Source organism: Streptomyces sp. NPDC026377, assembly GCF_055567715.1.
On record NZ_JBVHPV010000006.1, the window covers coordinates 186836 to 209703 of the forward strand.

Below are 22868 nucleotides of genomic sequence, written 5' to 3' on the forward strand. Positions count from 1 at the left end.
TGGCATTCCGCCACAACGACGAAGGAGCCTCGCCGTGCCGAGCGACCCCGGCCTACCGATGGCCGTCGACGAACTGTTCGAGTTACGCCGTTCCCTGGAAGTGGGCCTGGCCCGCATCGACGGGCAGCTCACGCTGCTCACCCACCGCGACGACCAGAGCGAACGCGAACTGGCCGAGCTGGGCATGCGGCTGTCGTCCCTGGAGCACACGAGGTGGCCGCTGCCCGCGCTCACGGCGCTCACCGCCCTGGGCGCGCTGGCCGTCGCCGTCTGGCAGGCGCTGGGGCGGTGAACACCGGCGGTCGGCGGCGGTCAGCCGTCGCCGAGCCGCAGATGGTGCAGGAGCAGGAGTCCGGCCGCCATGTTGGCGGCCGGGACCTCCCCACGGGCGATCATGTCGGGCACGAGTTTGAGCGGGACCCACTCGCGCCGCGAGGACTCGAAGTCGTCCTCGGGGTGGCCGATGTACTGGGCCGACTCCGACCAGTAGAGGTGGTGACGGGCGTCGATGAGCCCGTTGGCGGGTTCGACGGTGAGGAGATGGCGCAGCGGGCCAGGCCGCCACCCCGTCTCCTCCTCCATCTCCCGGGCGGCCGCGGCTTCGATGTCCTCGCCGTCCTCGACGACCCCCGCGGCCAGCTCCCAGCCCCAGCTGTCGGTGATGAACCGGTGCCGCCACAGCAGCAGCACCTCGTTGGCCTCGTTGACCGCGGTCGCCACGGCGACCGGGCGCAGCCGGATCAGGAAGTGGTCGAGGTGTCGCCCGTCCGGGAGAGCGACATCGGCGAGATTGACGCGGAACCAGCGGTTCTCATAGACAGTTTGCTCACTCAGGTTCGTCCACTGCACGTTTTTGCCACCTTCCGACAAGAGGATGGCAATATCGCAGCAGGCACGCGCTCACAGGGGAACGCGCAGTGCCCCGTCGATCAGCTCGGCGGCTTCGTCGGCGCCGGCGCAACCGCTCTCGACCAGGTGTTCGCGTACGGCTCGCAACCGGTCGCGAAGGCGCTGCGACTCCATCCCCCGGGCCCGCTCGGCCATTTCGACCGCCGTCGCGACGGCCCGGTCCGCGTCGCCCTGCCGGAGCTCGATCTGCGCGAGCATCGCCAGGCGGTGCACCCTGCCCCGGTCGTGCGAGGGGGCGTGCGCCGCCAGTCCCGCCTGCTCGCGCGCGGCCGGCAGATCGCCGAGCCGCAGCAGGGCCTCCGCCACCTGGACGTTGACCAGGCCCGGCTGGACGTAGCCGGTCTCGGCGGGTTCGTTCTTCGGCCGGATGTGCTCGGCGGCCCGCTCGGCGCCCCGGATCGCGCCGAGCGCGCTGCGCCCGTCACCGAGGTGGGCGTACGCCTTGGCCTGCATCGCGTGCAGATCCGCCGCCAGCGCCGGGGTGAGCTGGTGGCCCGCCGCCCGCAGCGCCGCCTCCGCGAAGGCGACCGCCTGGCGGTAGTCGCGCATGAACAGCGACTGGTTGACCAGCAGGGCGATCACATACGCCCCCAGCCCCCGGTCCCCGCTCGCCTTCGCCAGCCTGAGCGCCTGGTGGAAGTAGCGCTGCGCCAGGCCCTGGGCGTTGGAGTCGTACGCGCAGATCCCGGCGACCGCGACCAGGCCGCCGGTCGCCCGGTGCAACTGGCGGCCGGTCGCGTCGGTGTAGCAGCCGCGCAGCAGCGGCGCGGTCTCGGAGTTGAGGAAGCCCACGATCCGCGAGCGGGTGGCGATGCCCCCGGCCTTGCGGTACATCAGCTCGTAGTGCGCGCGTGCGGCCCGCAGCATCTCGATGTCGCTCTCGCCGACCGCGGTCTGCCCGTGCCGGGACACATCGGTGTCCTCCGGCGGGTTCTCCCACTCCCACACCGGCATCACGGCCGGGGTGCCGGTGACCGCGGGCGCGCCCAGTATGTGCGGGCGCTGCTGCTCGTCGGAGCGCCACAGGGCGGTGGCGCGCTCCACGAACCCGGCGAGCGGCGAGCCCACCGGCGCGGCCGGTTCACCCGGCACGCCGAGCCCGATGTCGTCGAGGGTGACCGGCCGGTGCAGCCGGGCGGCGAGCACCTCGCAGATCAGGTCGGGCACCTGCCCGCGCGGCCGCTGGCCCTTCAACCACCGGGCCACCGCGGTGTGTTCGTACTTCAGTGCCAGTCCTCTGGCACGGCCGGCCTGGTTCACATGGGCCGCCAGCCCGGCGTTCGAGATGCCTGCCTCGTCGACCAGCGCGTCGAGCAGGGTATTGGGCTGCATCAGGCCCTCCGTTGGCTCGTTGGCCCCAGCGTAGAGGAGGCGCGTTCACACGGGGTGTGATGGGAGTGCTCGCATTTGTGCGCCGCGCACTCTGCCGCGGGGATGGGGCTCCCGATTGACTGAACTGCCTCTCCACAGAGGCGTGCCGGGCCGTCGGCTCCCCCTCGTACAGTGCGGCGGCCCGCACCCGGCGCCGCCGGTCCTGCCGAACTGCCCGTCACTCCGCGGCAGGGCCGACGGCGCACGCGCGCCCGGCTGAGAGCCTGTCTTTGAACCCCCGTCGTCCGCCCGCAGCGCAGACGGGGGTTCGAAGACAGGCTCTCAGCGCCGGGCCCGTGCGGTGGGAACCGCCGCGGGCCGCGCGGGCACGCGCACCCGGTCGTTGCGCAGCACCATCAGCGCCACGTCGTCGGCGAGCCGTCCGCCGGTGTGCCGCAGCAGCTCCCGCTGTACGCGGTCGACCACCGCGGCGGGTGACAGCGGGGTGTCCAGGGCCGCCCGGGCGAGTACTTCCTGCAGCCGGAAGAACCGCCCGGCGCGGTCCCTGGCGTCCTCGGCGCCGTCCGTGTGCAGGCACAGCGCCTCCCCCGGCAGCAGCCGGGTGCAGCGGTGCAGCGGCAGCTCGGCGGGGAGCGGGAAGGAGCCGAGCGGGGGCAGCGGGTCGCCGGGCAGCAGTGCCTCGGCGCCGCCGCACAGCCGGTAGGGCCAGGGGTGGCCGCAGTTGAGGCCGACCACCAGGCCGTCGTCGCGGATCTCCAGGAGCAGGACGGTCACGAACTCCTCGGCGACCGGGCTCTCCGGCTCACCCGCGCAGCACGCAGGGTGCTCGGTGCGGGCCCGCTCGCGCAGATGCCGTTGCAGCGCCCGCTCCAGCCGCCGCAGCACGCCCGCCAGCTCCGGCTCGTCGTGTGCGGCCTCACGGAAACTGCCCAGCACCGCCGCGACCGCGCCGAGCGAGCCCAGGCCGTGGCCGCGCACATCACCCATCACGACCCGCACCCCGTACCGCGTGGCCATCACCTCGTACAGATCGCCGCCGACGACCGCGCCGCGGCCGGCGCAGAGCTGCCCGGCGGCCACGAGGAGTCCGTCCACCCGGGGCGGCGGCGGGCGCAGCAGCACCAGCTGGGCGGCGTCCGCGACCTCCTGGACGAGCCGCAGCTCCCGGGCCGCGCCCAGCCGTACGCCGTGCACCAGGCAGATCACGGCCAGTAGGAAGGCGGCGCAGGTGGCGATCCGCAGGCCCAGGGAATCGTCGGTGACCAGCGGACAGGTCAGCTGCCAGACGACGACCAGGAGCAGCCAGAGGACGGGCAGCGCCGGCACGAGGCCCCGCCGTGCGGCCAGGGCTCGCGCGCAGGCCGCGGTCCGACTCCCGGTACGGATCATGCCGTCGGCCCCCCTGGGCTCTGCGCCGCTCGCCCCTGCCCTGGCCTCCACGGCCGGGTCGATTCTGTCCACCGGCCGCCCTTTTTTGCCTACATCGCTCCCGGTTCTCACCCGAACGAGTGAGGAGGGAGGGGTTCGGGGAGAGCGGCGCGCGGGGAGGGGCGTGGAACGCCGGAAGGGCGCGCCCGGGGATCCGGACGCGCCCTTCCTCACCACCGCTGTACGGCGGTCATGCCCCGCGGAGCACCGCGCCCGTGCGCTCGGCGGCCAGGGCCACCGCCGCGTCGCGGGCGGCCGAGGCCTCCTCGACGGTCAGCGTGCGGTCGGCGGCACGGAAGCGCAGCGCGTACGCCAGCGACTTCTTGCCCTCGCCGATCTGCTCGCCGGTGTAGACGTCGAACAGCCGGATGGACTCCAGGAGTTCACCGGCGCCGCCGCGCAGGAAGTACTCGACGACCGCCGAGGGGACCTCGGTGTCGACGACCAGCGCCACGTCCTGGGTGGCCACCGGGAAGGTGGAGATCCGCGGCGCCCGCAGGGTGCCCTCCCCCGCCTTGGCCAGCAGGTCCAGGTCGAGCTCCATGGCGCAGGTGCGCTCGGGCAGGCTGAGCGCCTTGACCACGCGCGGGTGCAGCTCGCCCGCGTGGCCGATCCGGACGATCTCCCCGTCGACGACGACGGCGAGCTCGGCGCAGCGGCCCGGGTGCCACGGCCCGTACTGGCCCTGCTGGACGATGAGCTCCGCGCCGGCCTCGCGGGCCAGGGTCCGGGCGGCCTCGACCGCGTCGGCCCAGTCCGCCGGGCGGCCCTTGCCCCACCAGCCGGCCTGCTCGCGCGCACCGGCCAGGACCGCGGCCGCGTGCCGGGGCTGCGCGGGCAGCACGGCGTCGAGCGCGGCGATCTCCTCGTCGGTGGGGCGGCGGTCGACGGGAAGGCGGGCGGCGACGCCCTGGTGCTCGGTGGGCCGGAAGACCAGACCGGTCTCGAAGAGCGCCAGGTCGTGGCCGCCGCGGCCGGCGTTGCGGCGCAGCGCGGTGAGCAGCCCCGGCAGCAGCGTCGTGCGCAGCGCCGGCTCCTCGTCGTTGAGCGGGTTGACCAGCTTCACGACGCGGCGGGCGGGGTCGTCCGCCTCCAGGCCGAGCTGGTCGAAGACCTGCTCCGAGACGAAGGGGTAGTTCGGCGCCTCGACGTAGCCTGCTCCGGCGAGCGCGCGGCCCGCCCTGCGGTGCAGCCGCTGGCGCTCGGTCAGACCGCGGCCCGCGGGCGGCTTCGGCAGGGTCGAGGGCAGGTTCTCGTACCCCTCCAGCCGGATGACCTCCTCGGCGAGGTCGTTCGGCTCGGTGAGGTCGGGGCGCCAGGAGGGCACGGTGACGACGAGCTCGTCCTGCCCGTAGACGTCGCAGCCGATCTCCTGGAGGCGGCGCACGACGGTCTCGCGGCCGTACTCCACGCCCGCCACCCGGTCGGGGTGGTCGGCGGGGACGGAGATGGTGCGCGGCGCGGAGGGCGCCAGGACCTCGGTGACACCGGCCTCGGCGGTGCCGCCCGCGAGCAGCACCAGCAGGTCGACGGTCCGCTGGGCGGCCGCGGAGGCGGCCTGCGGGTCGACGCCGCGCTCGAAGCGCCTGGACGCCTCCGAGGACAGCTTGTGGCGGCGCGCGGTGCGCGCGATGGCGACCGGGTCGAAGTGCGCGGCCTCGATGACCACCTCGGTGGTGCCCCGGACCTGCCCGGTCTCGGGGTCGGTGACCGAGTCGGCGATCTCCGTGTTGGCGCCGCCCATGACACCGGCGAGGCCGATCGGGCCCCGGTTGTCGGTGATGACCAGGTCGGCGGCGTCGAGCTTGCGCTTGGCGCCGTCGAGGGTGGTGAGCACCTCGCCCGCCTCGGCGCGGCGGACCCCGATCGGCCCGTCGACCAGGGTGCGGTCGTAGGCGTGCAGCGGCTGGCCGAGCTCGATCATCACGTAGTTGGTGACGTCGACGGCGAGCGAGATGGGGCGCATCCCGGCCTTCTGGAGCCGGCGCTGGAGCCAGATCGGGGAGCGCGCCTCGGGGTCGAGGCCGACGACGGTGCGCGCGGTGAAGCGGTCGCAGCCGATCGGGTCGGCGATCTTCACCGGGTAGCCGTAGGAGTTGGGCGCGGGCACGTCGAGCAGCGCCGGGTCGCGCAGCGGCAGGCCGTAGGCGATGGCGGTCTCGCGGGCCACGCCGCGCAGGGACAGGCAGTCGCCGCGGTTGGCGGTGACGGCGATGTCCAGGACCTCGTCGACGAGCTCGAGGAGCTCGATGGCGTCGGTGCCGGCCTCGTGCTCGGGCGGCAGGACGATGATGCCGCCGCTGCCGTCGTCACCCATGCCCAGCTCGTCGCCGGAGCAGATCATGCCGTGCGAGGTCTTGCCGTACGTCTGGCGCGCGGCGATGGCGAAGTCGCCGGGCAGCACGGCGCCGGGCAGGACCACGACGACCTTGTCGCCGACCTGGAAGTTGCGCGCGCCGCAGACGATCTCCTGCGGCTCGCCGGTGCCGTTGGCCGTGCCGACGTCGACCGTGCAGAAGCGGATGGGCTTCTTGAAGCCCTCCAGCTCCTCGATGGTCAGCACCTGGCCGACGACCAGCGGGCCCTTGAGCCCGGCGCCGAGCTGCTCGACCCTCTCGACCTCGAGACCGGCGGACACGAGCTTGGCCTGGACGTCCCGGCCGGTCTCCGTCGCCGGCAGGTCGACGTACTCCCGCAGCCAAGAAAGCGGGACCCGCATCAGATCTCCATCCCGAACGGCCGGGTGAACCGGACGTCACCCTCGACCATGTCTCGCATGTCTTCGACGTTGTGGCGGAACATCAGCAGGCGTTCGATGCCGAAGCCGAAGGCGAAGCCGCTGTACTTCCCGGGGTCGACACCGCAGGCGGTGAGCACCTTGGGGTTGACCATGCCGCAGCCGCCGAGCTCGATCCAGCCCTCGCTGGAGCAGGTGCGGCAGGGGCGGTCGGGGTTGCCGACGGACTCGCCGCGGCACACGTAGCAGACCATGTCCATCTCGGCGGACGGCTCGGTGAACGGGAAGAAGTTCGGCCGCAGCCGGGTCTTCATGTCCTGTCCGAAGAGCGACTGGACCATGTGGTCCAGGGTGCCCTTGAGGTCCGCCATGGTCAGGCCCTCGTCGACGGCGAGGAGCTCGACCTGGTTGAAGACGGGGGTGTGCGTGGCGTCCAGCTCGTCCGTGCGGAAGACGCGGCCGGGGCAGATCACGTAGACGGGCGGCTCGCGGTCGATCAGCGAGCGGATCTGCACCGGGGAGGTGTGCGTGCGCAGCACGACGCCGGAGTCGGCGGAGGTGCCCCCAGGGCCCTGGACGAAGAAGGTGTCCTGCTCACCGCGGGCCGGGTGGTCGGGGCCGATGTTGAGCGCGTCGAAGTTGAACCACTCGGCCTCGACCTGCGGGCCCTCGGCGACCTCGTAGCCCATGGCCACGAAGATGTCCTCGATGCGCTCGGAGAGCGTGGTCAGGGGGTGGCGGGCGCCGGCCGGTACGCGGTCGTAGGGCAGCGAGACGTCCACCGCCTCCTCGACCAGGACGCGCGCGTCGCGCTCGGCCTCCAGCTCGGCCTGGCGGGCGGCCAGCGCCTTGTTCACGGCGCCGCGGGCCATGCCCACGAGCTTGCCGGCCGCGGCCTTGGCCTGCGGCGGCAGGGCGCCGATCTCACGGTTGGCGAGCGACAGGGGCGAGGTGCCACCGGCGTGCGCGGTCTTCGCGTGTGCGAGGGCGTCGAGATCGCCGGCCGCGGCGAAGGCGGCGAGCGCCTCGTCCCGCATGCGCTCGATCTCTTCCGGTTTCAGCGCCTCGACCTCAACAGGGTCGTACGACTTATTGGGTGCCGACATCTCTTCCCGTACTTCCGATTGGCTTGGCTGGGGGTCCCGCCACCGCGACCGCGACTGGGCCGCGCGACAGCACGGACACGAACGCGCCAAAGGTCGAGTCTAACGGGGTGGGTGAATGCGGATGCGCCCGTGGGCGGCCCGGCGGTCCCTACTGGAGGTAGGCCGGGGCGCCGACGGGCAGGATAAATCGGAACTCGGCGCCGCCGCCGGAGCCGCGGCCCACCGCGATGGTGCCGCCGTGCGCCTCCACGATGCCCTTGACGATGTAGAGCCCGAGGCCGGTGCCGCCGCGTTTGCTGCCCCGCCAGAAGCGGGTGAAGACGCGGCCCATCGACTCCTCGGGGATGCCGGGGCCTTCGTCGCTCACGGTGACGGCCGTTCCCTTCTCGTCGTGCTCGTCGATACGGACGGGCGCGGGTGCCACCTCGATGGTGACGGTTCCCTCGCCGTGGCGCACCGCGTTTTCCAGCAGGTTGCCCAGGACCTGGTCGATCTTGTCCGGATCCGCCCACAGATCGGGCAGCGGGCGCTGGATGCGCACCAGGAAGCGGTCGGGGACCTGGCCGGAGGCCACATGGGCCTGGATGTGCCTGCCGACGGCGGCCGCTATGTCCACGGGCTGGCGCCGCACCTCCAGCCGGCCGGAGTCGATCCGGGAGATGTCGAGGAGTTCGGCGATCAGCCGGGTGACGCGGTTGGCGTCGGCGTCGACGGTCTCCAGCATCAGCCGCTTCTGGTCGTCGGTGAACCGCTCCCACTTGGCGAGCAGCGTCGCGGTGAACCCCTTGACCGAGGTCAGCGGCGAGCGCAGCTCGTGGGCGACGGTGGCGATCAGCTCGGCGTGCGAGCGCTCGGTGCGTCTGCGCGCCTCGGTCGAGCGCAGGCTGACCACCACCTGGCGCACCGGGCCGGTGGGGTGCTCGCGCACGTACCGCGCGGAGACCAGCACCTCGCGGCCGCCGGGCAGCAGCAGATTGCGCTCGGGCTGGCCGACGCGGATGGCGAGTCCGCCGTACGGATCGGTCAGCTGCCACCAGCGGCGGCCCTTGAGGTCCTCCAGCGGCAGCGCGCGCTCCAGCTCCAGGCCGAGCGCGTCGCGCGCGGAGACCGCGGTGATCCGGGCGGCGGCCGTGTTGAAACAGATGACGCGGCCCTTCTCGTCGGCGACGACGAGACCGTCGGGCAGGTCCTCGGGGTCTATGCCCGGGGTGCCTTGGGCAGCAGGCCGCACCAGGGCGTTCGCGCCGATGGTCCTCACGCCGACAGCCATCCCCGTATCCCACCTCTCCGAAGCACACAGTGGGCCCCCGAGCCCGCCACACTACTAGCTGGAAGTGACCGTGCGGACCCCCTCAGCGAGGAGTGCGGGCGCGCTGGGCCCGCGCCGAGGCGTACAGGCACACCGCGGCGGCGGTCGCCAGGTTGAGGCTCTCGGCCTTCCCGTGGATCGGGACGCGCACCACGGCGTCCGCGAGCGCGCGGGTCTCCTCGGGCAGGCCCCAGGCCTCGTTGCCGAAGATCCAGGCGGTGGGGCCGCCCATGGTGCCCGCGTCGAGCTCGTCGTCGAGGTCGTCCTCGCCCGCGCCGTCGGCGGCGAGGATGCGCACACCGGCGTCCCGCAGCCCCCGTACGGCCTGCTCGACGGGGACGCCGACGGCGACCGGCAGATGGAAGAGCGAACCGACCGAGGCGCGGACCGACTTGGGGTTGTACAGGTCGACGGAGGCGTCGGTGAGGACGACGGCGTCGGCGCCCGCGGCGTCCGCGCAGCGCAGTACGGTGCCGGCGTTGCCGGGGTCGCGGACGTGCGCGAGGACGGCGACGAGCCTGGGGCGCGCCGCGAGGATGTCCTCGAACGGGGAGTCCAGGAAGCGGCAGACGCCGACGAGGCCCTGCGGGGTGACGGTCTGGGAGACCTCGGCGAGCACCTCGTCGTCGGCGTAGTGGACCCGGGCGCCCGCGTCGCGGGCGGCGGCCACGATGTCCGCGTACCGCTCGGCGGCCTCGACGGTGGTGAACAGCTCGGTCAGCGTCGCCTCACCGCCGCTGCGGTGCTCCACGGCCTCCCGCACGGCCTGCGGCCCCTCGGCGATGAACCGCCGCTCCTTGCCCCGGAAGTTGCGCCGCGCGAGCCGCCTGGCGGCGGCGACACGGGGGGAGCGGGGGGAGATCAGCTCGGGCGTGGGCATGTGCGGACTCTCTGGGAAGGGGGCGGGGGGCTGGGCCCGGTGTTCGTCTGCGGACCGTGGTGGGTTGCTCGCGCCGTCCCCGGCGCCCCTGAGACGCCCCTGCGGGGCGCCCGGGGGGATGCCGCGCAGCGGCGTTTTCAGGGGCGCGGGGAACTGCGCGACCAGCCACCCGCCCCCCGCGGACGAAAGCGGGGGCCGGGGCCGCCGGAACGCACGGACCCGCAGGCCGATGGCCTGCGGGTCCGGGTCCGGCTCAACAAGCCGTCAGGCGCTTACGCGGCCTTCGGCGCGTTGACGTCGCTCGGAAGCGCCTTCTGCGCGACCTCGACGAGCGCGGCGAACGCGTTGGCGTCGTTGACCGCGAGCTCGGCCAGGATCTTGCGGTCCACCTCGATGTTGGCGGCCTTCAGACCCTGGATGAGTCGGTTGTACGTCATGCCGTTCTGGCGGGCAGCGGCGTTGATGCGCTGGATCCACAGCTGACGGAAGTCGCCCTTGCGCTTCTTGCGGTCGTTGTAGTTGTAGACCAGCGAGTGGGTGACCTGCTCCTTGGCCTTGCGGTACAGGCGCGAACGCTGACCGCGGTAGCCGGAGGCCGCCTCGAGGATCGCCCGGCGCTTCTTGTGGGCGTTGACTGCCCGCTTGACGCGTGCCACTTGTTAACTCCTTGTAGCGGGGCCGTGGTGGGTGATCACACGGCCCGAATTCGAATAGGTCCCGGTCCCGACGTTCCGCCCCCGGTCACCGGGGGCGGAGAAACGTCACTTGCCGAGAAGCTTCTTGATCTTCTTGGCGTCGCCCGGGGCCATCTCGGCGTTGCCGGTGAGGCGACGCGTCAGCTTGGACGACTTGTGCTCGAGCAGGTGGCGCTTGCCGGCACGCTCGCGGAGCACCTTGCCGGAGCCGGTGATCTTGAAGCGCTTGCTGGCACCGCTGTGCGACTTGTTCTTCGGCATAGCGCCGTTATCTCCTCGTCAGTGGCGCCCCCAGCCGGTCCGCAGACCGGCGCGCGGGAGCGTCATGTGTATCGGTAGTCCTGGGCGGGCTGCCCGGGATCAGGCCTCGGCGGGTTCCTCGGCCGGTGCCTCGGCGACGGGCTCCTCGGCGGAGTCCTCCGCGTCGGCCGGGTGACCCTGGCGCTCCGCCTTGCGGGCGGCCTGCGCCTCGCGGGCTTCGGCCATCGCCTCGGTCTTCTTCTTGTGCGGACCGAGAACCATGATCATGTTTCGGCCGTCCTGCTTCGGGCTCGACTCCACGAAGCCGAGGTCCTGGACGTCCTCCGCGAGACGCTGCAGCAGTCGGTAGCCGAGCTCCGGCCGGGACTGCTCGCGACCACGGAACATGATCGTGATCTTGACCTTGTCGCCCTGCTTGAGGAACCGGACGACGTGACCCTTCTTGGTGTCATAGTCGTGCGGGTCGATCTTCGGCCGGAGCTTCATCTCCTTGATGACCGTGTGCGCCTGGTTCTTGCGCGCCTCACGGGCCTTCATGGCCGACTCGTACTTGAACTTCCCGTAATCCATGAGCTTGCACACGGGCGGACGGGCGGTCGCCGCCACCTCGACCAGGTCCAGGTCGTACTCCTGTGCGAGCTCCAGGGCCTTGGCAAGCGGAACAATCCCGACCTGCTCGCCGCTGGGACCGACCAGTCGTACTTCGGGAACACGAATCCGGTCGTTGATGCGGGGCTCGGCGCTGATGGATCCTCCTCGGTAGCACCACACGCCTGTCTGGCAGACAAGCGCGTACTTTCACTCGGGACCAACCGTCGCGGCACATGAAAAATGCCCCGGACGGGACACAGGCGGGGCTCCATGGGCTACCGGAGCACCGCCGCGGTCAACCGCGGGGCGCGCATCGGACGGCTCCATCGTCCGTACGGAACGATGGCTACCGTCTGACCGGATGACCCGCCGCCCCGGAGGGTGGTCGGGTGGGAGATCGGAGCCTCCACTTGTGGGCCGGACACATGGGAGTGCCTGGCCGGTCGTTACACCAGGTTAGCAGTACACCGCCACGGGGGCCAATCGTGTGCACCCCGCCGCAGCGCCTATCGTGTGGGGCATGAGTGAGACCTCCCCCCAGTCCCCCGAGACCACCGACTTCGACACCATGACCCGCGACATCGCCGAGGTCCCGGCCGTCGAGGTGATCGTCACGGTCGCCGTGAACCTGATGAGCGCCGCCGCGGTGAAGCTCGGCCTGACGGAGGAGGGCGACGAGCACAAGGACCTGGACGAGGCCCGCAAGCTCGTGCACGCGCTGGCCGGCCTGCTCGACGCCAGCACCACCGAGATCAGCTCCTTCCACGCCGCCCCGCTGCGTGACGGCCTGAAGTCGCTCCAGCTCGCCTTCCGCGAGGCCTCGCTCGTCCCGGACGAGCCGGGCCAGGGCCCGGGCGAGAAGTACACGGGCCCGGTGTACGGCTAGTCCCCGGCCCCTCACGTACGTATGAAAGGGAGCGCCCCCGGAAAGCCGGGGGCGCTCCCTTCGTCCGTGGGTGGCGCTCAGCGCGTGAACAGCGGCTCGTTGGGCTGCGGGGCGGCGGCCGGAAGCAGGGCGAGGTCGAGGCCGCGCACCAGGCGGGCGCGGAGCACCTCGTCGGCGGCGAGCAGCCCGGCGACCCGGCGCGCGGCTTCGGCGGGCGCCGCGTCCTCGGCCAGGACCAGGGCGAGCGTGCCGTCGGCGGTGCCGGGGCCGAGGTGGGCGCGGAGCACGGCGGGTTCGGCGGCGACGGCCGTGCGCACGGCCTCGACGACCGCCGGGTCGTCGAGCGGGTCCGCGCTGGTGCGCCCCTCGGCAAGGGCGAGCAGCGCACCGCCGGTCAGTTCGTACGCGACAGGGCCCGCCAGGTCGAGGACGACCGTGTCGGCGCGTTCGTGGGCGGCGGCCTGGAGCGCCTGGTGCAGGGGGACGGCGACGGGCCGGGCCTCGGGATCCCACAGCGCCAGCGAGGCGAGCGAGGTGAAGGCGGGCAGCGCCTTGCGGTCACCCGCGGTGAGCGTGGGCACCGCCATGTCGCTGGTCTTCTCGCGGCGCAACCCGTTCTCGTCCGTCTCCACCTCGCCCAGCACGGCCACGACGGGGACGAGCAGCCGGGCACCCCTGAGCGCGGCCAGCACGCGCGATTGGGCCGCGCCGCTGCCCCTGTCCTCGGCCCAGGCGGCGAGCGCCGCGGCGAGTTCGGGGTCGGCGGTGCCGTCGTCGTCGGAGAAACCGGGGTCCGGGATGTTCTTGAGCGCCACGGCACGAGCCTAACCGGGGCCCGCCCCGCCCCTCGCACCAGGGGATTTCCCCGAGGTCCCGCTCAGCTCCGGGCGGTCGTGCGGCTGCCGCGCCACAGAACGAAGGACGCGGCCAGGAGCAGCGCCCCGGCGGCGGCCGCGAGGGCGGCGAGCCAGTCGGCGCGGTGGCCGCTCTCCTTCTCCCGGTCGGGGCCGGTGCCGAAGTAGGCGCGGGCGCGGCCGGGCGCCACCTTCGCCCGCGCCTCGGGCCGCAGGCGGGCGCCCTCGGCCAGGGCGGCGGCCGGGTCGACGCTGCCGTAGCCGCGGGCGTCGTCGCGGCCGCCGCGGGGTGCGTTGCGGGCGGTGTCCGCGAGGAGGGTCTTGATCTGGGCCGGGGAGAGGCCGGGGTGGGCCGAGCGGATCAGGGCGACGGCGCCGGAGACGAAGGCGGAGGCCGCGCTGGTGCCCCAGCCCTCGTAGTACTTGCGGTCCGGGTCCGCTATCACCACGTCCACGCCGGGCGCGGAGACGGTGGCGTACCAGCGGCGGGTGGAGAAGGCGGCGTGGGTGCCGTAGCGGTCGACGGCGGCGACGGCGATGACGCCGGGGTAGGCGGCCGGGTAGGAGACGTGGTCGCCCTGTTCGCCGCCGTTGCCCGCGGAGGCGACGACGACGGAGCCCCGGGAGAGGGCGTACTGGATGGCGGCGTCCTCGGACGGCTCGGGGTGCGCGGAGGCGCTGTCGTCGCCGAGGGAGAGGTTGATGACGTCGGCGCCGTGGTCGGCGGCCCAGCGGATGCCCTCGGCGAGCGCGCCGCCGCGTGACTCGCGCGCCTTCTTGCGCGCCGGGTCGGTGGATTCCAGGATCACCCGGACCGGCAGGATCCTGGCCTCGGGGGCGATACCGAGGACGCCGTCCCCGCGGCCGGGCCCGTGTCCGTGACCCGCGATGATCCCGGCCATGGCGGTGCCGTGCCGGGCCCAGTCGCGGCTGCCCCGGCCGGCCCCGAAGCCGACGAGGTCCTTGCCGGTCAGGACCTGCCCGGCGAGGTCGGGGTGGGTGGCGTCGACGCCGGTGTCGAGGACGGCGACGGTGATGCCCTTGCCCTTGGTGGTCCGCCACGCCTGCTGGGTGTGCATGGCGGCCAGCTCCCACTGGCGGTCCCGGATGACGTCCGCGCGGGCGGGGGCGGCGGGCAGCAGGAGCGCGAGGCAGGCACAGGCGGAGAGCGCGGCGGCGCGGTACCGGCGGGGGGTGGCCCCGGGCGTGGTCAGGACGGCTTCTTCGTTCCGGGGCGTGGTCACGACGGCTTCTTCGTTCCGGTGGCGGCGGTCTTGCGCAGGGCGCGTTCCACCCGGTCCGCGATGCCCTTGGCGTCGTAGGTGAGCCCGGCCTCGACGGGCGCGTCCGCCGTCCCCTCGTCCAGGGCGCGGTCGGCGGGCTGGGGGTCGGTGACGGTACGGGCGTCGGCGAAGCCGGTGACGGACGTGACGACGACGGGGGCGTCGGTGAGGACGCGCACGGTCCAGCTCGCCCGCTGCCTGTCCCCGAAGCGGGCGGCGGGGGTCCCCTCCACGGCGTACGGGCGCGGCATCAGATCGGCGCGGTCGCCCAGGGACTCGTCGGCGAACCGGGTGCGCAGCGCCGCCATCGCGTCGGCGTCGGCCTCGGTGAAGACGAGCCCGACGGTGGTGACGGCGCTGGAGGTGGCGTCGGTGTACGTGGCCCGCAGCAGGCGTGCGCAGCCGACCGGCTGGAGCGCCTTGAGCAGCAGCGGGTCGAGGGCTCCGGCGCAGCCGGAGTCCGGGGCGACCCCGATACGGGTCCAGACGCGGTCGGCGCCGCCGGGTCCCGCGCCGTTCCCGGTCAGGATCGGCGGGAAGAGGGTGTCCACGGGGGTGGAGTGCCACATCTCGCGGGCGGCGGAGTACCCGCCGCGGGCGTCGGCGCCCCCGGCTCCCCCGCTCAGCCAGCTCCCGGCGGCGGCGCCACCGAGCAGCCCGACCCCCAGCACCAGACAGACGCCCGCCGCGACGACCCGCCCCCGACGCCGCCCGCGCCCCGGCCCGACGGCCCCGGGTATGGACGGCACGGCCCCCGGAGGGGCGACCGGGAACGACGGCAGGGGCCCCCGGGGCGCGGGGACGGGGGGCCTCGGCGGGGCGGGGGGCGCGGAAGGGGACGCGGCGGAGGGGGGCGCGGCGGGTCCGGCCGGGTCCCGGGGGGCAGGGAGGTGCGGGGCGGTGGCCGGCGCGACCGGGGGGGCGGTGGGCGTGGGCGCGGCGGCCGGGTTCCGGGGCACGTCCGGACGGGGTGCGGCAGGGGGCGCGGCGGCCGGGCGCGGGGCCGGGTGGGGCGCGGCCGGCGGCGCGGTGGTTGCGGCGGACGGGGGCGGTGTCGGTGGGGCCGGGGGGCGGGTCGGGGCCGGGTGCGGAGGGAGGGGCGGGCGCGCGGGCTGCGGGGAGGTGCGTGCGGGCGTGCGCGCGACGCCGGGCGCCGGGGGCTGCGCGGGTATCCGGAGCCGGGGCGCCAGGCCCGTGTCGAGCAGGTCGATGGCCGAGCGCGGCGGCTCGCCGGTGCGGGGGGCACCGTCCTCGGCGGGGGCGCCCACACGGGGCGCGGGGGTGGCGCCGAGCGCGGGAGCAGCGCTGGGCGCGGGCGCGGCAGCGGCACTGGGCGTGTACGTGGACGCTGCTTCCGGCGGGGGCGCTGAAGCAGCACCGGGGGTGGGGGCGGCGCCGCGCGCGGGGGTGGCACCGGACACGGAAGCGGCGCCGGACACGGGCCTGGCACTGGGCGCGGGAGCGGCACTGGGCGCGGGCCCGGAAGCGGCAGCGGCAGCGGGCGCAGGTTGCCGGTGGTCCGGGTGTGCGGGCTTCCGCGGGTGGTGCGGGGCCGGGTGGTTCACGTCCCCCTCCGTGGGGCGGTGCGCCGCGGGCCGGGGGCGTTGTGCGTCCGTGGTCAATGGCCCCCCTCGTACCCGTCGTGCCCGCGCTGCGGATCGGCTTGGCCGCCAGGGCCGTTCGTCGCCGCGTGGGCGCTACTTTACGGGCTGGGGCGAGCGAGCAGGGATGCGGTCCGCGCTCGGGTGATCTGCACCGACTCGTCCCCCTACCCCCGGGTAGGACGTTCTGGCAGGCTCTGCCCATGACTCCCCGCGCCGCAGACCGGGCCCGGTACGACCGGGCCACCGCCCATCTCGACGCCCCCCTCGCGCTCGTGGACCTGGAGGCGTTCGACGCCAACGCCGACGATCTGGTCCGCCGCGCCCAGGGCAAGCCGATCCGGGTCGCCAGCAAGTCCGTACGGTGCCGGGCGCTGCTCGAACGGGTGCTGGCCCGGGAAGGGTTCGCCGGGATCATGTCGTTCACGCTGGCGGAGTCGATCTGGCTGGCCCGGGCCGGGTTCGAGGACGTCCTGCTGGCGTATCCGTCGGCCGACCGGGACCGGTTCGCGGAGCTGGCCGCCGACCCCAAGCTCGCCGCGGCCGTCACGGTGATGGTCGACGATCCGGCCCAGCTCGACCTCATCGACCGGGCGCGGGACCGGAACGACCTGCCCGTACGCGTCTGCCTGGAACTGGACACCTCGCTCCGGCTGTTGGGCGGGCGCGTGCGCGTCGGCGCCCGCCGCTCCCCGCTGCGCGAGCCCGCGCAGCTGGCCGAGCTCGCCCATGCCGTCGCCCGCCGCCCCGGCTTCCGGCTGGTCGGGCTGATGGCGTACGAGGGCCATGTCGCCGGCGTCGGGGACGCCGTCGCCGGGCGGCCGGTGCGCTCGCGCGCGATCCGGCTGATGCAGCGGGCCGCGCGCAAGGAGTTGGCGGCCCGCCGGGCCGAGGTGGTGCGGGCGGTCCGGGCCGTGGCGCCGGACCTGGAGTTCGTCAACGGCGGCGGGACGGGCAGCGTGCAGCACACCGCGGCCGAGGACGCGGTCACCGAGATCGCGGCGGGGTCGGGCCTGTACGTGCCGCGGCTCTTCGACAACTACACCTCGTTCACCGGGCGTCCGGCCGCGCTGTTCGCCCAGCCCGTGGTGCGCCGACCGGGCGTGGGCGTGGTCACGGTGCTCGGCGGCGGCTACCCCGCCTCCGGGGCGGCGGGCGTGGACCGGCTGCCCGTCCCGTACCTCCCCGAGGGGCTGCGCTACGACCCGCAGGAGGGCGCCGGGGAAGTGCAGACGCCGCTGCTCGGCTCGGCCGCCGACGATCTGCTGATCGGGGACAAGGTGTGGTTCCGGCACGCCAAGGCGGGGGAACTGTGCGAGCGGTTCGACGAGTTGGTGCTGGTGGAGGGCGACCGGGTCACCGCGACCGTCCCCACCTACCGGGGTGAGGGGCGCACGTTCCTGTGAGGTCCGCGCGGCGCCGGCTCACGGCGCCGGTGGCGCCACACTGCTGCCCACCCCGCCGCTGTCCCGGCCGCCCAGGACCCGGATACCTGCCGTGATCCGGTCCAGCACGGCGAGCGGCGGGGCGCCCTTGCCCGTGTCGAAGGCGAACCGGACGAGGATCATGGCCTCGCTGCCGACGCTCGACGGGAAGGCGAGCGACTGGACGTACCCGCCGGACCCGGCCCCCGTCCGCACGCTCCAGCGCACCAGATATCCGGTGCGCCCGGCGACCACCACGGAGGCGGAGCGCGTCTCGCGGTGCGAGACGAGCCCGCCGTAGCGCTCCCGGTCGAGACCGTCCTTCCCGAAGGCGGCCTCGGCCGCGTCCGCGATGTCGTGCCGGGCGAGGGCCTCGGCGGTCTTGAGGTCGGTACGGGTGGGGGTACGGGTGTTGACAGAGGCGTGGTGGCAGAACGCGCCCTGGTCGCCCGGGCAGTCGAAGGTGTCCTTGGTCTGCATGGTGGGCAGACCGTCGATCTTGGAGTCGGCCTTCTCCCAGCCCGGCAGGACCGGCAGGGTGATGCCGTTGAGCTGGTCGACCAGGAGGTCCGGGGCGTCGCTGGGCGACGGCGGCGGCGCGGTGCTCGGCGCCCGGGTGGCGGCCGTGGTCGTGGCGCCCCCGCTCGGCGCCACCGCTGCCGCCGGTTCCCCGTCGTCGCCGTTCAGGACGACCACCCCGGCCACCAGCGCCGCGACGAGGACCGCGGCGGCCACGGCGACGACGGCCACCGGGCCCCGTCCGCGCGACCGGCCCGGCGGCGCCACGGCCCCCAGGGGGACGGTCGGCGCCGGCGGCACCACCACCGGCTGACCGGCGGCCCGGGTGTGCCCGGTCCAGGCGGTGCCGTCCCACCAGCGCTCCAGCAGCGGGGTGCCCGGATCCGGATACCAGCCGGGCGGCGTTGTCATGCTCATCCGGCCACCCTAAGACCGCGCTCCGGCCGCCGTACACCGCCTCCCGGCGGCCGTCCCGGGCGTACGCGTCCGCCTACAGCGGCGTCACGTACGCGCCCGAGATGCCCCCGTCGACCAGGAAGTCGGTCGCGTTGACGAACGAGGAGTCGTCGCTCGCCAGGAACGCCACCGCCGCCGCGATCTCGTCGGCCTCGGCGAACCTGCCGAGCGGGATGTGGACCAGCCGGCGCGCCGCCCGCTCGGGGTCCTTGGCGAACAGCTCCTGGAGGAGCGGGGTGTTGACCGGCCCGGGGCAGAGCGCGTTGACGCGGATGCCCTCGCGGGCGAACTGCACGCCCAGCTCGCGGGACATCGCCAGGACGCCGCCCTTGGAGGCGGTGTAGGAGATCTGCGAGGTCGCGGCCCCCATCCGGGCGACGAAGGACGCGGTGTTGATGATCGAGCCCCGGCGCTGCTCGCGCATGTACGGGATGGCGGCCTTGCAGCACAGGTACACCGAGGTGAGGTTGACCTCCTGGACGCGCTTCCAGGCCTCCAAACCGGTCTCCAGGATGGAGTCGTCGTCGGGGGGCGAGATACCGGCGTTGTTGAAGGCGATGTCGACGCTGCCATAGGTGTCGTACGCGGCCTTGAAGAGCGCGTCCACCTGCTCGGCGTCGGTGACGTCGACGCGGACGGCGAGGCCGCCGGTCTCGTCGGCGGCCTTCTTGGCGGCCGCCTCGTCGATGTCGCCGCAGACCACGTGGGCGCCTTCGGAGGCGAGCCGGCGCGCGGTCGCCAGACCGATGCCGCTGCCCGCTCCGGTGATGACGGCGGTGCGCCCGACCAGGCGGCGGCAGATGGTGTCGTCGGTCATTGCTCAGGCCTCCGTGCTGATGAAGACGTTCTTGGTTTCGGTGAAGGCGGCCAGCGCGTCCGGGCCGAGCTCGCGGCCGAGGCCGGACTGCTTGTAGCCGCCGAAGGGGGTCCAGTAGCGCACGCTGGAGTGCGAGTTGACGGAGAGGTTGCCGGCCGCGACGGCGCCGGAGACCCGCAGCGCGCGCCCCACGTCCCGGGTCCAGATGGAGCCGGACAGGCCGTACTCGGTCGCGTTGGCCAGCGTCACGGCGTCGGCCTCGTCGTCGAAGGGCAGGACGACGGCCACCGGCCCGAAGACCTCCTCGACCGCCACGGGGGCGTCCGGCGCCGCGCCGGTGACGACGGTGGGCGCGAACCAGAAGCCGGGGCCCTCGGGGGCGGTTCCTCGGATGCCCGGCAGGCCGTCGGGGACGTACCCGCGCACCCGCTCCAGCTGGGTCCGCGAGATCAGCGGGCCCATCTGCGTCTTCTCGTCGGCCGGGTCGCCGACCACCACGGACTCGATGCCGGGGGCGAGGAGCTCCAGGAAGCGGTCGTACACCGGGCGCTGGACGAGGATGCGGGTGCGGGCGCAGCAGTCCTGACCGCTGTTGTCGAGGAAGGACATGGGGGCGGCGGCCGCGGCGGCCTCGACGTCGGCGTCCGCGAAGACGATGTTGGCGCTCTTGCCGCCGAGTTCGAGGGTGACCCGCTTCACCTGCCGGGCGCACTTGGCCATGATCTGCTTGCCGACGCGGGTGGAGCCGGTGAACACGATCTTGGCCACGCCGGGGTGCTCGACGAGCGCGTTCCCGGCGACGGCACCCGCGCCCGGCAGCACCTGGAACAGGTGCTCGGGCAGCCCCGCCGCGAGGGCGAGTTCGGCCAGCCGCAGGGCGGTGAGCGGGGTGGTCTCGGCGGGCTTGAGGACGACCGCGTTGCCGGCCGCGAGCGCGGGGGCGGCGCCCCAGGCGGCGATCGGCATCGGGAAGTTCCAGGGTGCGATGATGCCGACGACGCCCAGCGGTTCGAGCAGGGTGAGGTCGATGCCGCCCGCGACCGGGATCTGGCGCCCGGTCAGGCGTTCGACTCCCCCGGCCGCGTAGTCGAGCAGGTCGCGGACGTTGCCCGCCTCCCAGCGGGCGTTGCCGATGGTGTGCCCGGCCTCGCGGACCTCCAGCCGGGCGAGCTCCTCCAGCTGCCCGTCGACGGCGGCGGCGAAGCGGCGCAGCAGCCGGGCGCGGTCGGCGGGGGCGAGCGCCGCCCACTTCTCCTGCGCCCGCGCGGCGCGCGCGACCGCCGCGTCCACCTCTCTCGCGGTGGTGGCGGCGACGGTGGCGACGACCTCCTCGGTCGCCGGGTTGAGCACCTGGTGCTCGTACGGGCCGGTCGGGTCGTTCGGGTCGTGCGCGTCGGACATTGCGGGCCTCACAGGCGTTCGAAGGAGCGGCGGAGCTCCCAGTCGGTCACCGCGGCGTCGAAGGCGTCCAGCTCGACGCGCGCCATGTTGCGGTAGTGCGCGACCACCTCGTCCCCGAAGGCCGCCTTGGCGATGGGGCTGTTCTCCCACAGCTCGGCGGCCTCGCGCAGGGTGGTCGGGACGTGCTCGTAGTCGCCGGTGTAGGCGTTGCCGGTGCAGGCGTCGGGGAGCTCCAGCTCGTGCTCGACGCCGTACAGACCCGCCGCGACCAGGCCCGCGACCGCGAGGTGCGGGTTGACGTCGCCGCCGGGCAGCCGGTTCTCGAACCGGGTCGAGCCGCCGTGGCCGACCACCCGCAGCGCGCAGGTGCGGTTGTCGTGGCCCCAGGCGACGGCGGTGGGGGCGAAGGAGCCGGGCTGGAAGCGCTTGTAGGAGTTGATGTTCGGCGCGTACAGCAGGGAGAAGTCCCGCAGGGCGGCCAGCTGGCCCGCCAGGAAGTGGCGCATCAGCGGCGACATTCCGCCGGGCCCGTCGCCCCGCATGGCGTTGCGGCCGTCCTCGTCGGTGAGCGAGAGGTGGATGTGGCAGGAGTTGCCCTCGCGCTCGTTGTACTTCGCCATGAAGGTGAGCGAGACGCCCTCCTGGGAGGCGATCTCCTTGGCGCCGGTCTTGTAGACGGCGTGCTGATCGCAGGTGACCAGGGCCTCGTCGTAGCGGAAGACGATCTCGTGCTGGCCGGGGTTGCACTCGCCCTTGGCGGACTCGACCGTCAGGCCCGCTGCCGCCATCTCGTTGCGGATGCGGCGCAGCAGCGGCTCGATCCGGCCGGTGCCGAGCACCGAGTAGTCGATGTTGTACTGGTTGGCCGGGGTCAGCCCCCGGTAGCCGGCGTCCCACGCCTGCTCGTAGCTGTCGCGGAAGACGATGAACTCCAGCTCGGTGCCGACCTGGGCGGTCAGGCCGAGCGCGGCGAGCCGGTCGAGCTGGCGGCGCAGGATCTGGCGGGGAGCGGCGACGACGGGCGCGCCGTCGTTCCAGGCCAGGTCCGCGATGAGCAGGGCGGTGCCCTCGTTCCAGGGCACCCGGCGCAGGGTGGTGAGGTCGGGGTGCATGGCGAAGTCGCCGTATCCCCCCTCCCAGGACGACATCGCGTAGCCGTCGACGGTGTTCATCTCGGTGTCCACGGCGAGGAGGTAGTTGCAGCCCTCGGTGCCGTGGGCGGCCACCTCGTCGAGGAAGAACCGTGCGGCGAACCGCTTGCCCTGGAGCCGCCCTTGCATATCGGGGAAGGCCAGGACCACAGTGTCGATCTCGCCGCTCTCGACGAGGGCGCGCAGCGCCTCGACGGGGAGCGGGGGTGTGCGGTCTGCCACGGGAAAAGCCTCCTTCGGTCAGCCGGGAGCCATAAGGTATTGCCGAGAACCATTGCTTGGGAAGGGGGTGCGGCCAGATGTCGCGACCGGATTCCGGGGACCGGCTCGCCGCGGTGCTGCGTCCGGTACGGGCCGGCAACGGCTTCGAGGAGGCGCTGGAGCAGATCCTCCAGGTCGTCCGCCTGGGGCTGGTGCCCGGTGGGGAGCGGCTGCCGTCGGAGCGGGAGCTGGCCGAGCGGCTGGGCATCAGCCGGGTGACCCTGCGCGAGGTCCTGAAGGTGCTGACCGACCAGGGCCTGGTGGAGGCGCGGCGCGGCCGCTACGGCGGAACGTTCGTGCTGCCCAGGGCCGCGACGCCCGGCGAGGAGGAGCTGCGGCGCCGGGTGGCCGGGGTCGACGTGGAGGACGCGCTGCGCTTCCGCGAGGTCCTGGAGGTGGGCGCGGCCGGGCTGTGCGCGACGCACGGCCTCACCGACGAGCAGGCGGGACGGCTGCGCGAGGCGCTGGCCCGCACGCACGACGCGCCGCTCACGGAGTACCGGCGACTGGACACGCTGCTGCATCTGACCCTGGCCGAGCTCTGCGGCTCCCCGAGCCTGACGACCCAGTACGCGGCGGTCCGCGCGACCGTGAACGACCTGCTGGACTGCATCCCGCTGCTCGTGCGGAACCTGGAGCACTCCCAGCGCCAGCACACCGCGCTGGTCGAGGCGGTGCTCGACGGGGACGCGGACGGGGCGCGGGAGATGATGCGGGAGCACTGCGGGGGCACTGCGGCGCTGTTGCGGGGGTTCCTCACGTGATGCCTTCGCCCGCGGGCCGTGGTGGGTTGCTCGCGCAGTTCCCCGCGCCCCTGTAGGGCGTCCGGGACCGCGGCGCCCCTCCACACGGCCACTCGGACGCGCACCCGTTTACCCCGACGTAACGCAAGGGGCTTGCTTTCCGGCCGGGTTCCCCGCAAAGGTATGCCCCCAGTCCATTGACCCCGTCCCCCGTCGGGAGCCGC

Annotated in this window: 21 protein-coding genes; 4 read left to right on the forward strand and 17 right to left on the reverse strand. The window is 73.9% G+C overall.

Going from position 1 to position 22868, the window contains the following annotated elements; genetic code table 11:
• The first annotated feature begins 34 nt into the window (after positions 1-34).
• The gene (locus tag ACZ4MU_RS15460) at positions 35-292 is read left to right on the forward strand and encodes a hypothetical protein (RefSeq protein ID WP_467875924.1); all 258 of its coding nucleotides are present in this window, start codon (positions 35-37) and stop codon (positions 290-292) included.
• A gap of 20 nt (positions 293-312) precedes the next feature.
• On the opposite strand, the gene ACZ4MU_RS15465 is transcribed toward ACZ4MU_RS15460, so the two are convergent.
• From ACZ4MU_RS15465 to infC, 10 genes are all read right to left on the reverse strand, one after another.
• The gene (locus ACZ4MU_RS15465; protein ID WP_467875926.1) at positions 313-849 is read right to left on the reverse strand and encodes an NUDIX domain-containing protein; all 537 of its coding nucleotides are present in this window, start codon (positions 847-849) and stop codon (positions 313-315) included.
• 51 nt (positions 850-900) lie between these two features.
• Complete coding sequence (locus ACZ4MU_RS15470; protein WP_467875928.1) at positions 901-2241, reverse strand: transcriptional regulator; 1341 nt, start codon at positions 2239-2241, stop codon at positions 901-903.
• Positions 2242-2562: 321 nt separating this feature from the next.
• Positions 2563-3630: a PP2C family protein-serine/threonine phosphatase gene (locus ACZ4MU_RS15475; protein WP_467876361.1), complete on the reverse strand. Its 1068-nt coding sequence runs from the start codon at positions 3628-3630 to the stop codon at positions 2563-2565.
• Between the two features lie 229 nt (positions 3631-3859).
• Entirely contained in the window at positions 3860-6388 is a 2529-nt protein-coding gene (gene pheT, locus ACZ4MU_RS15480; protein WP_467875930.1) for a phenylalanine--tRNA ligase subunit beta, read from the reverse strand.
• Positions 6388-7512, reverse strand: coding sequence for a phenylalanine--tRNA ligase subunit alpha (gene pheS, locus ACZ4MU_RS15485; protein ID WP_467875932.1), 1125 nt, complete (start codon positions 7510-7512; stop codon positions 6388-6390). Before pheS ends, pheT begins: the two co-directional genes overlap by 1 nt.
• 148 nt (positions 7513-7660) lie before the next feature.
• Positions 7661-8782 carry a sensor histidine kinase gene (locus ACZ4MU_RS15490; RefSeq protein WP_467875934.1) on the reverse strand — a complete coding sequence of 374 codons (1122 nt, stop codon included), beginning with the start codon at positions 8780-8782 and terminating at the stop codon, positions 7661-7663.
• An 82-nt stretch (positions 8783-8864) separates the two neighbouring features.
• Positions 8865-9701, reverse strand: coding sequence for a TrmH family RNA methyltransferase (locus ACZ4MU_RS15495; RefSeq protein WP_467875937.1), 837 nt, complete (start codon positions 9699-9701; stop codon positions 8865-8867).
• A gap of 272 nt (positions 9702-9973) precedes the next feature.
• Positions 9974-10357, reverse strand: a complete 384-nt coding sequence (gene rplT, locus ACZ4MU_RS15500) for a 50S ribosomal protein L20 (protein ID WP_003970214.1) — start codon at positions 10355-10357, stop codon at positions 9974-9976.
• A gap of 105 nt (positions 10358-10462) precedes the next feature.
• Positions 10463-10657, reverse strand: coding sequence for a 50S ribosomal protein L35 (gene rpmI, locus ACZ4MU_RS15505; RefSeq protein WP_030754426.1), 195 nt, complete (start codon positions 10655-10657; stop codon positions 10463-10465).
• Between the two features lie 99 nt (positions 10658-10756).
• The gene (gene infC, locus ACZ4MU_RS15510) at positions 10757-11428 is read right to left on the reverse strand and encodes a translation initiation factor IF-3 (protein ID WP_467875940.1); all 672 of its coding nucleotides are present in this window, start codon (positions 11426-11428) and stop codon (positions 10757-10759) included.
• Positions 11429-11768: 340 nt separating this feature from the next.
• On the opposite strand from infC, the gene ACZ4MU_RS15515 reads away from it, so the two are divergent.
• Complete coding sequence (locus ACZ4MU_RS15515) at positions 11769-12134, forward strand: DUF1844 domain-containing protein (protein ID WP_358837796.1); 366 nt, start codon at positions 11769-11771, stop codon at positions 12132-12134.
• A 77-nt stretch (positions 12135-12211) separates the two neighbouring features.
• Here ACZ4MU_RS15515 and ACZ4MU_RS15520 read toward each other — a convergent pair whose 3' ends face one another.
• The 3 genes from ACZ4MU_RS15520 to ACZ4MU_RS15530 all read right to left on the reverse strand — a co-directional run bounded on the left by ACZ4MU_RS15520 (position 12212) and on the right by ACZ4MU_RS15530 (position 15020).
• A complete protein-coding gene (locus ACZ4MU_RS15520) occupies positions 12212-12949 on the reverse strand; it encodes an SseB family protein (protein ID WP_467875943.1) in 738 nt (245 codons plus the stop codon).
• 62 nt (positions 12950-13011) lie between these two features.
• Positions 13012-14232 (reverse strand): type VII secretion-associated serine protease mycosin, encoded by a 1221-nt coding sequence (gene mycP, locus ACZ4MU_RS15525; protein ID WP_467875946.1) that lies wholly within the window; start codon positions 14230-14232, stop codon positions 13012-13014.
• On the reverse strand, positions 14229-15020 hold the full coding sequence (locus ACZ4MU_RS15530) for a hypothetical protein (protein ID WP_467875947.1): 792 nt from the start codon (positions 15018-15020) through the stop codon (positions 14229-14231). The genes mycP and ACZ4MU_RS15530 overlap by 4 nt, the downstream gene beginning before the upstream one ends.
• Positions 15021-16075: 1055 nt before the next feature.
• On the opposite strand from ACZ4MU_RS15530, the gene ACZ4MU_RS15535 reads away from it, so the two are divergent.
• Entirely contained in the window at positions 16076-17278 is a 1203-nt protein-coding gene (locus tag ACZ4MU_RS15535; protein WP_467875949.1) for an amino acid deaminase/aldolase, read from the forward strand.
• An 18-nt stretch (positions 17279-17296) separates the two neighbouring features.
• Here the strand turns inward: ACZ4MU_RS15535 and ACZ4MU_RS15540 are convergent, their stop codons facing one another.
• The 4 genes from ACZ4MU_RS15540 to ACZ4MU_RS15555 form a co-directional block, all read right to left on the reverse strand.
• A complete protein-coding gene (locus ACZ4MU_RS15540; RefSeq protein ID WP_467875951.1) occupies positions 17297-18232 on the reverse strand; it encodes a DUF2510 domain-containing protein in 936 nt (311 codons plus the stop codon).
• A gap of 73 nt (positions 18233-18305) precedes the next feature.
• Entirely contained in the window at positions 18306-19088 is a 783-nt protein-coding gene (locus tag ACZ4MU_RS15545; protein WP_467875954.1) for a 3-oxoacyl-ACP reductase, read from the reverse strand.
• Positions 19089-19091: 3 nt separating this feature from the next.
• Positions 19092-20489: an aldehyde dehydrogenase family protein gene (locus ACZ4MU_RS15550; RefSeq protein ID WP_467875957.1), complete on the reverse strand. Its 1398-nt coding sequence runs from the start codon at positions 20487-20489 to the stop codon at positions 19092-19094.
• Positions 20490-20497: 8 nt separating this feature from the next.
• On the reverse strand, positions 20498-21862 hold the full coding sequence (locus ACZ4MU_RS15555) for a glutamine synthetase family protein (protein WP_467875960.1): 1365 nt from the start codon (positions 21860-21862) through the stop codon (positions 20498-20500).
• Between the two features lie 77 nt (positions 21863-21939).
• Here ACZ4MU_RS15555 and ACZ4MU_RS15560 point away from each other — a divergent pair, with 77 nt between their 5' ends.
• Positions 21940-22665 (forward strand): FadR/GntR family transcriptional regulator, encoded by a 726-nt coding sequence (locus tag ACZ4MU_RS15560; protein WP_467875962.1) that lies wholly within the window; start codon positions 21940-21942, stop codon positions 22663-22665.
• Positions 22666-22868: the final 203 nt, after the last annotated feature.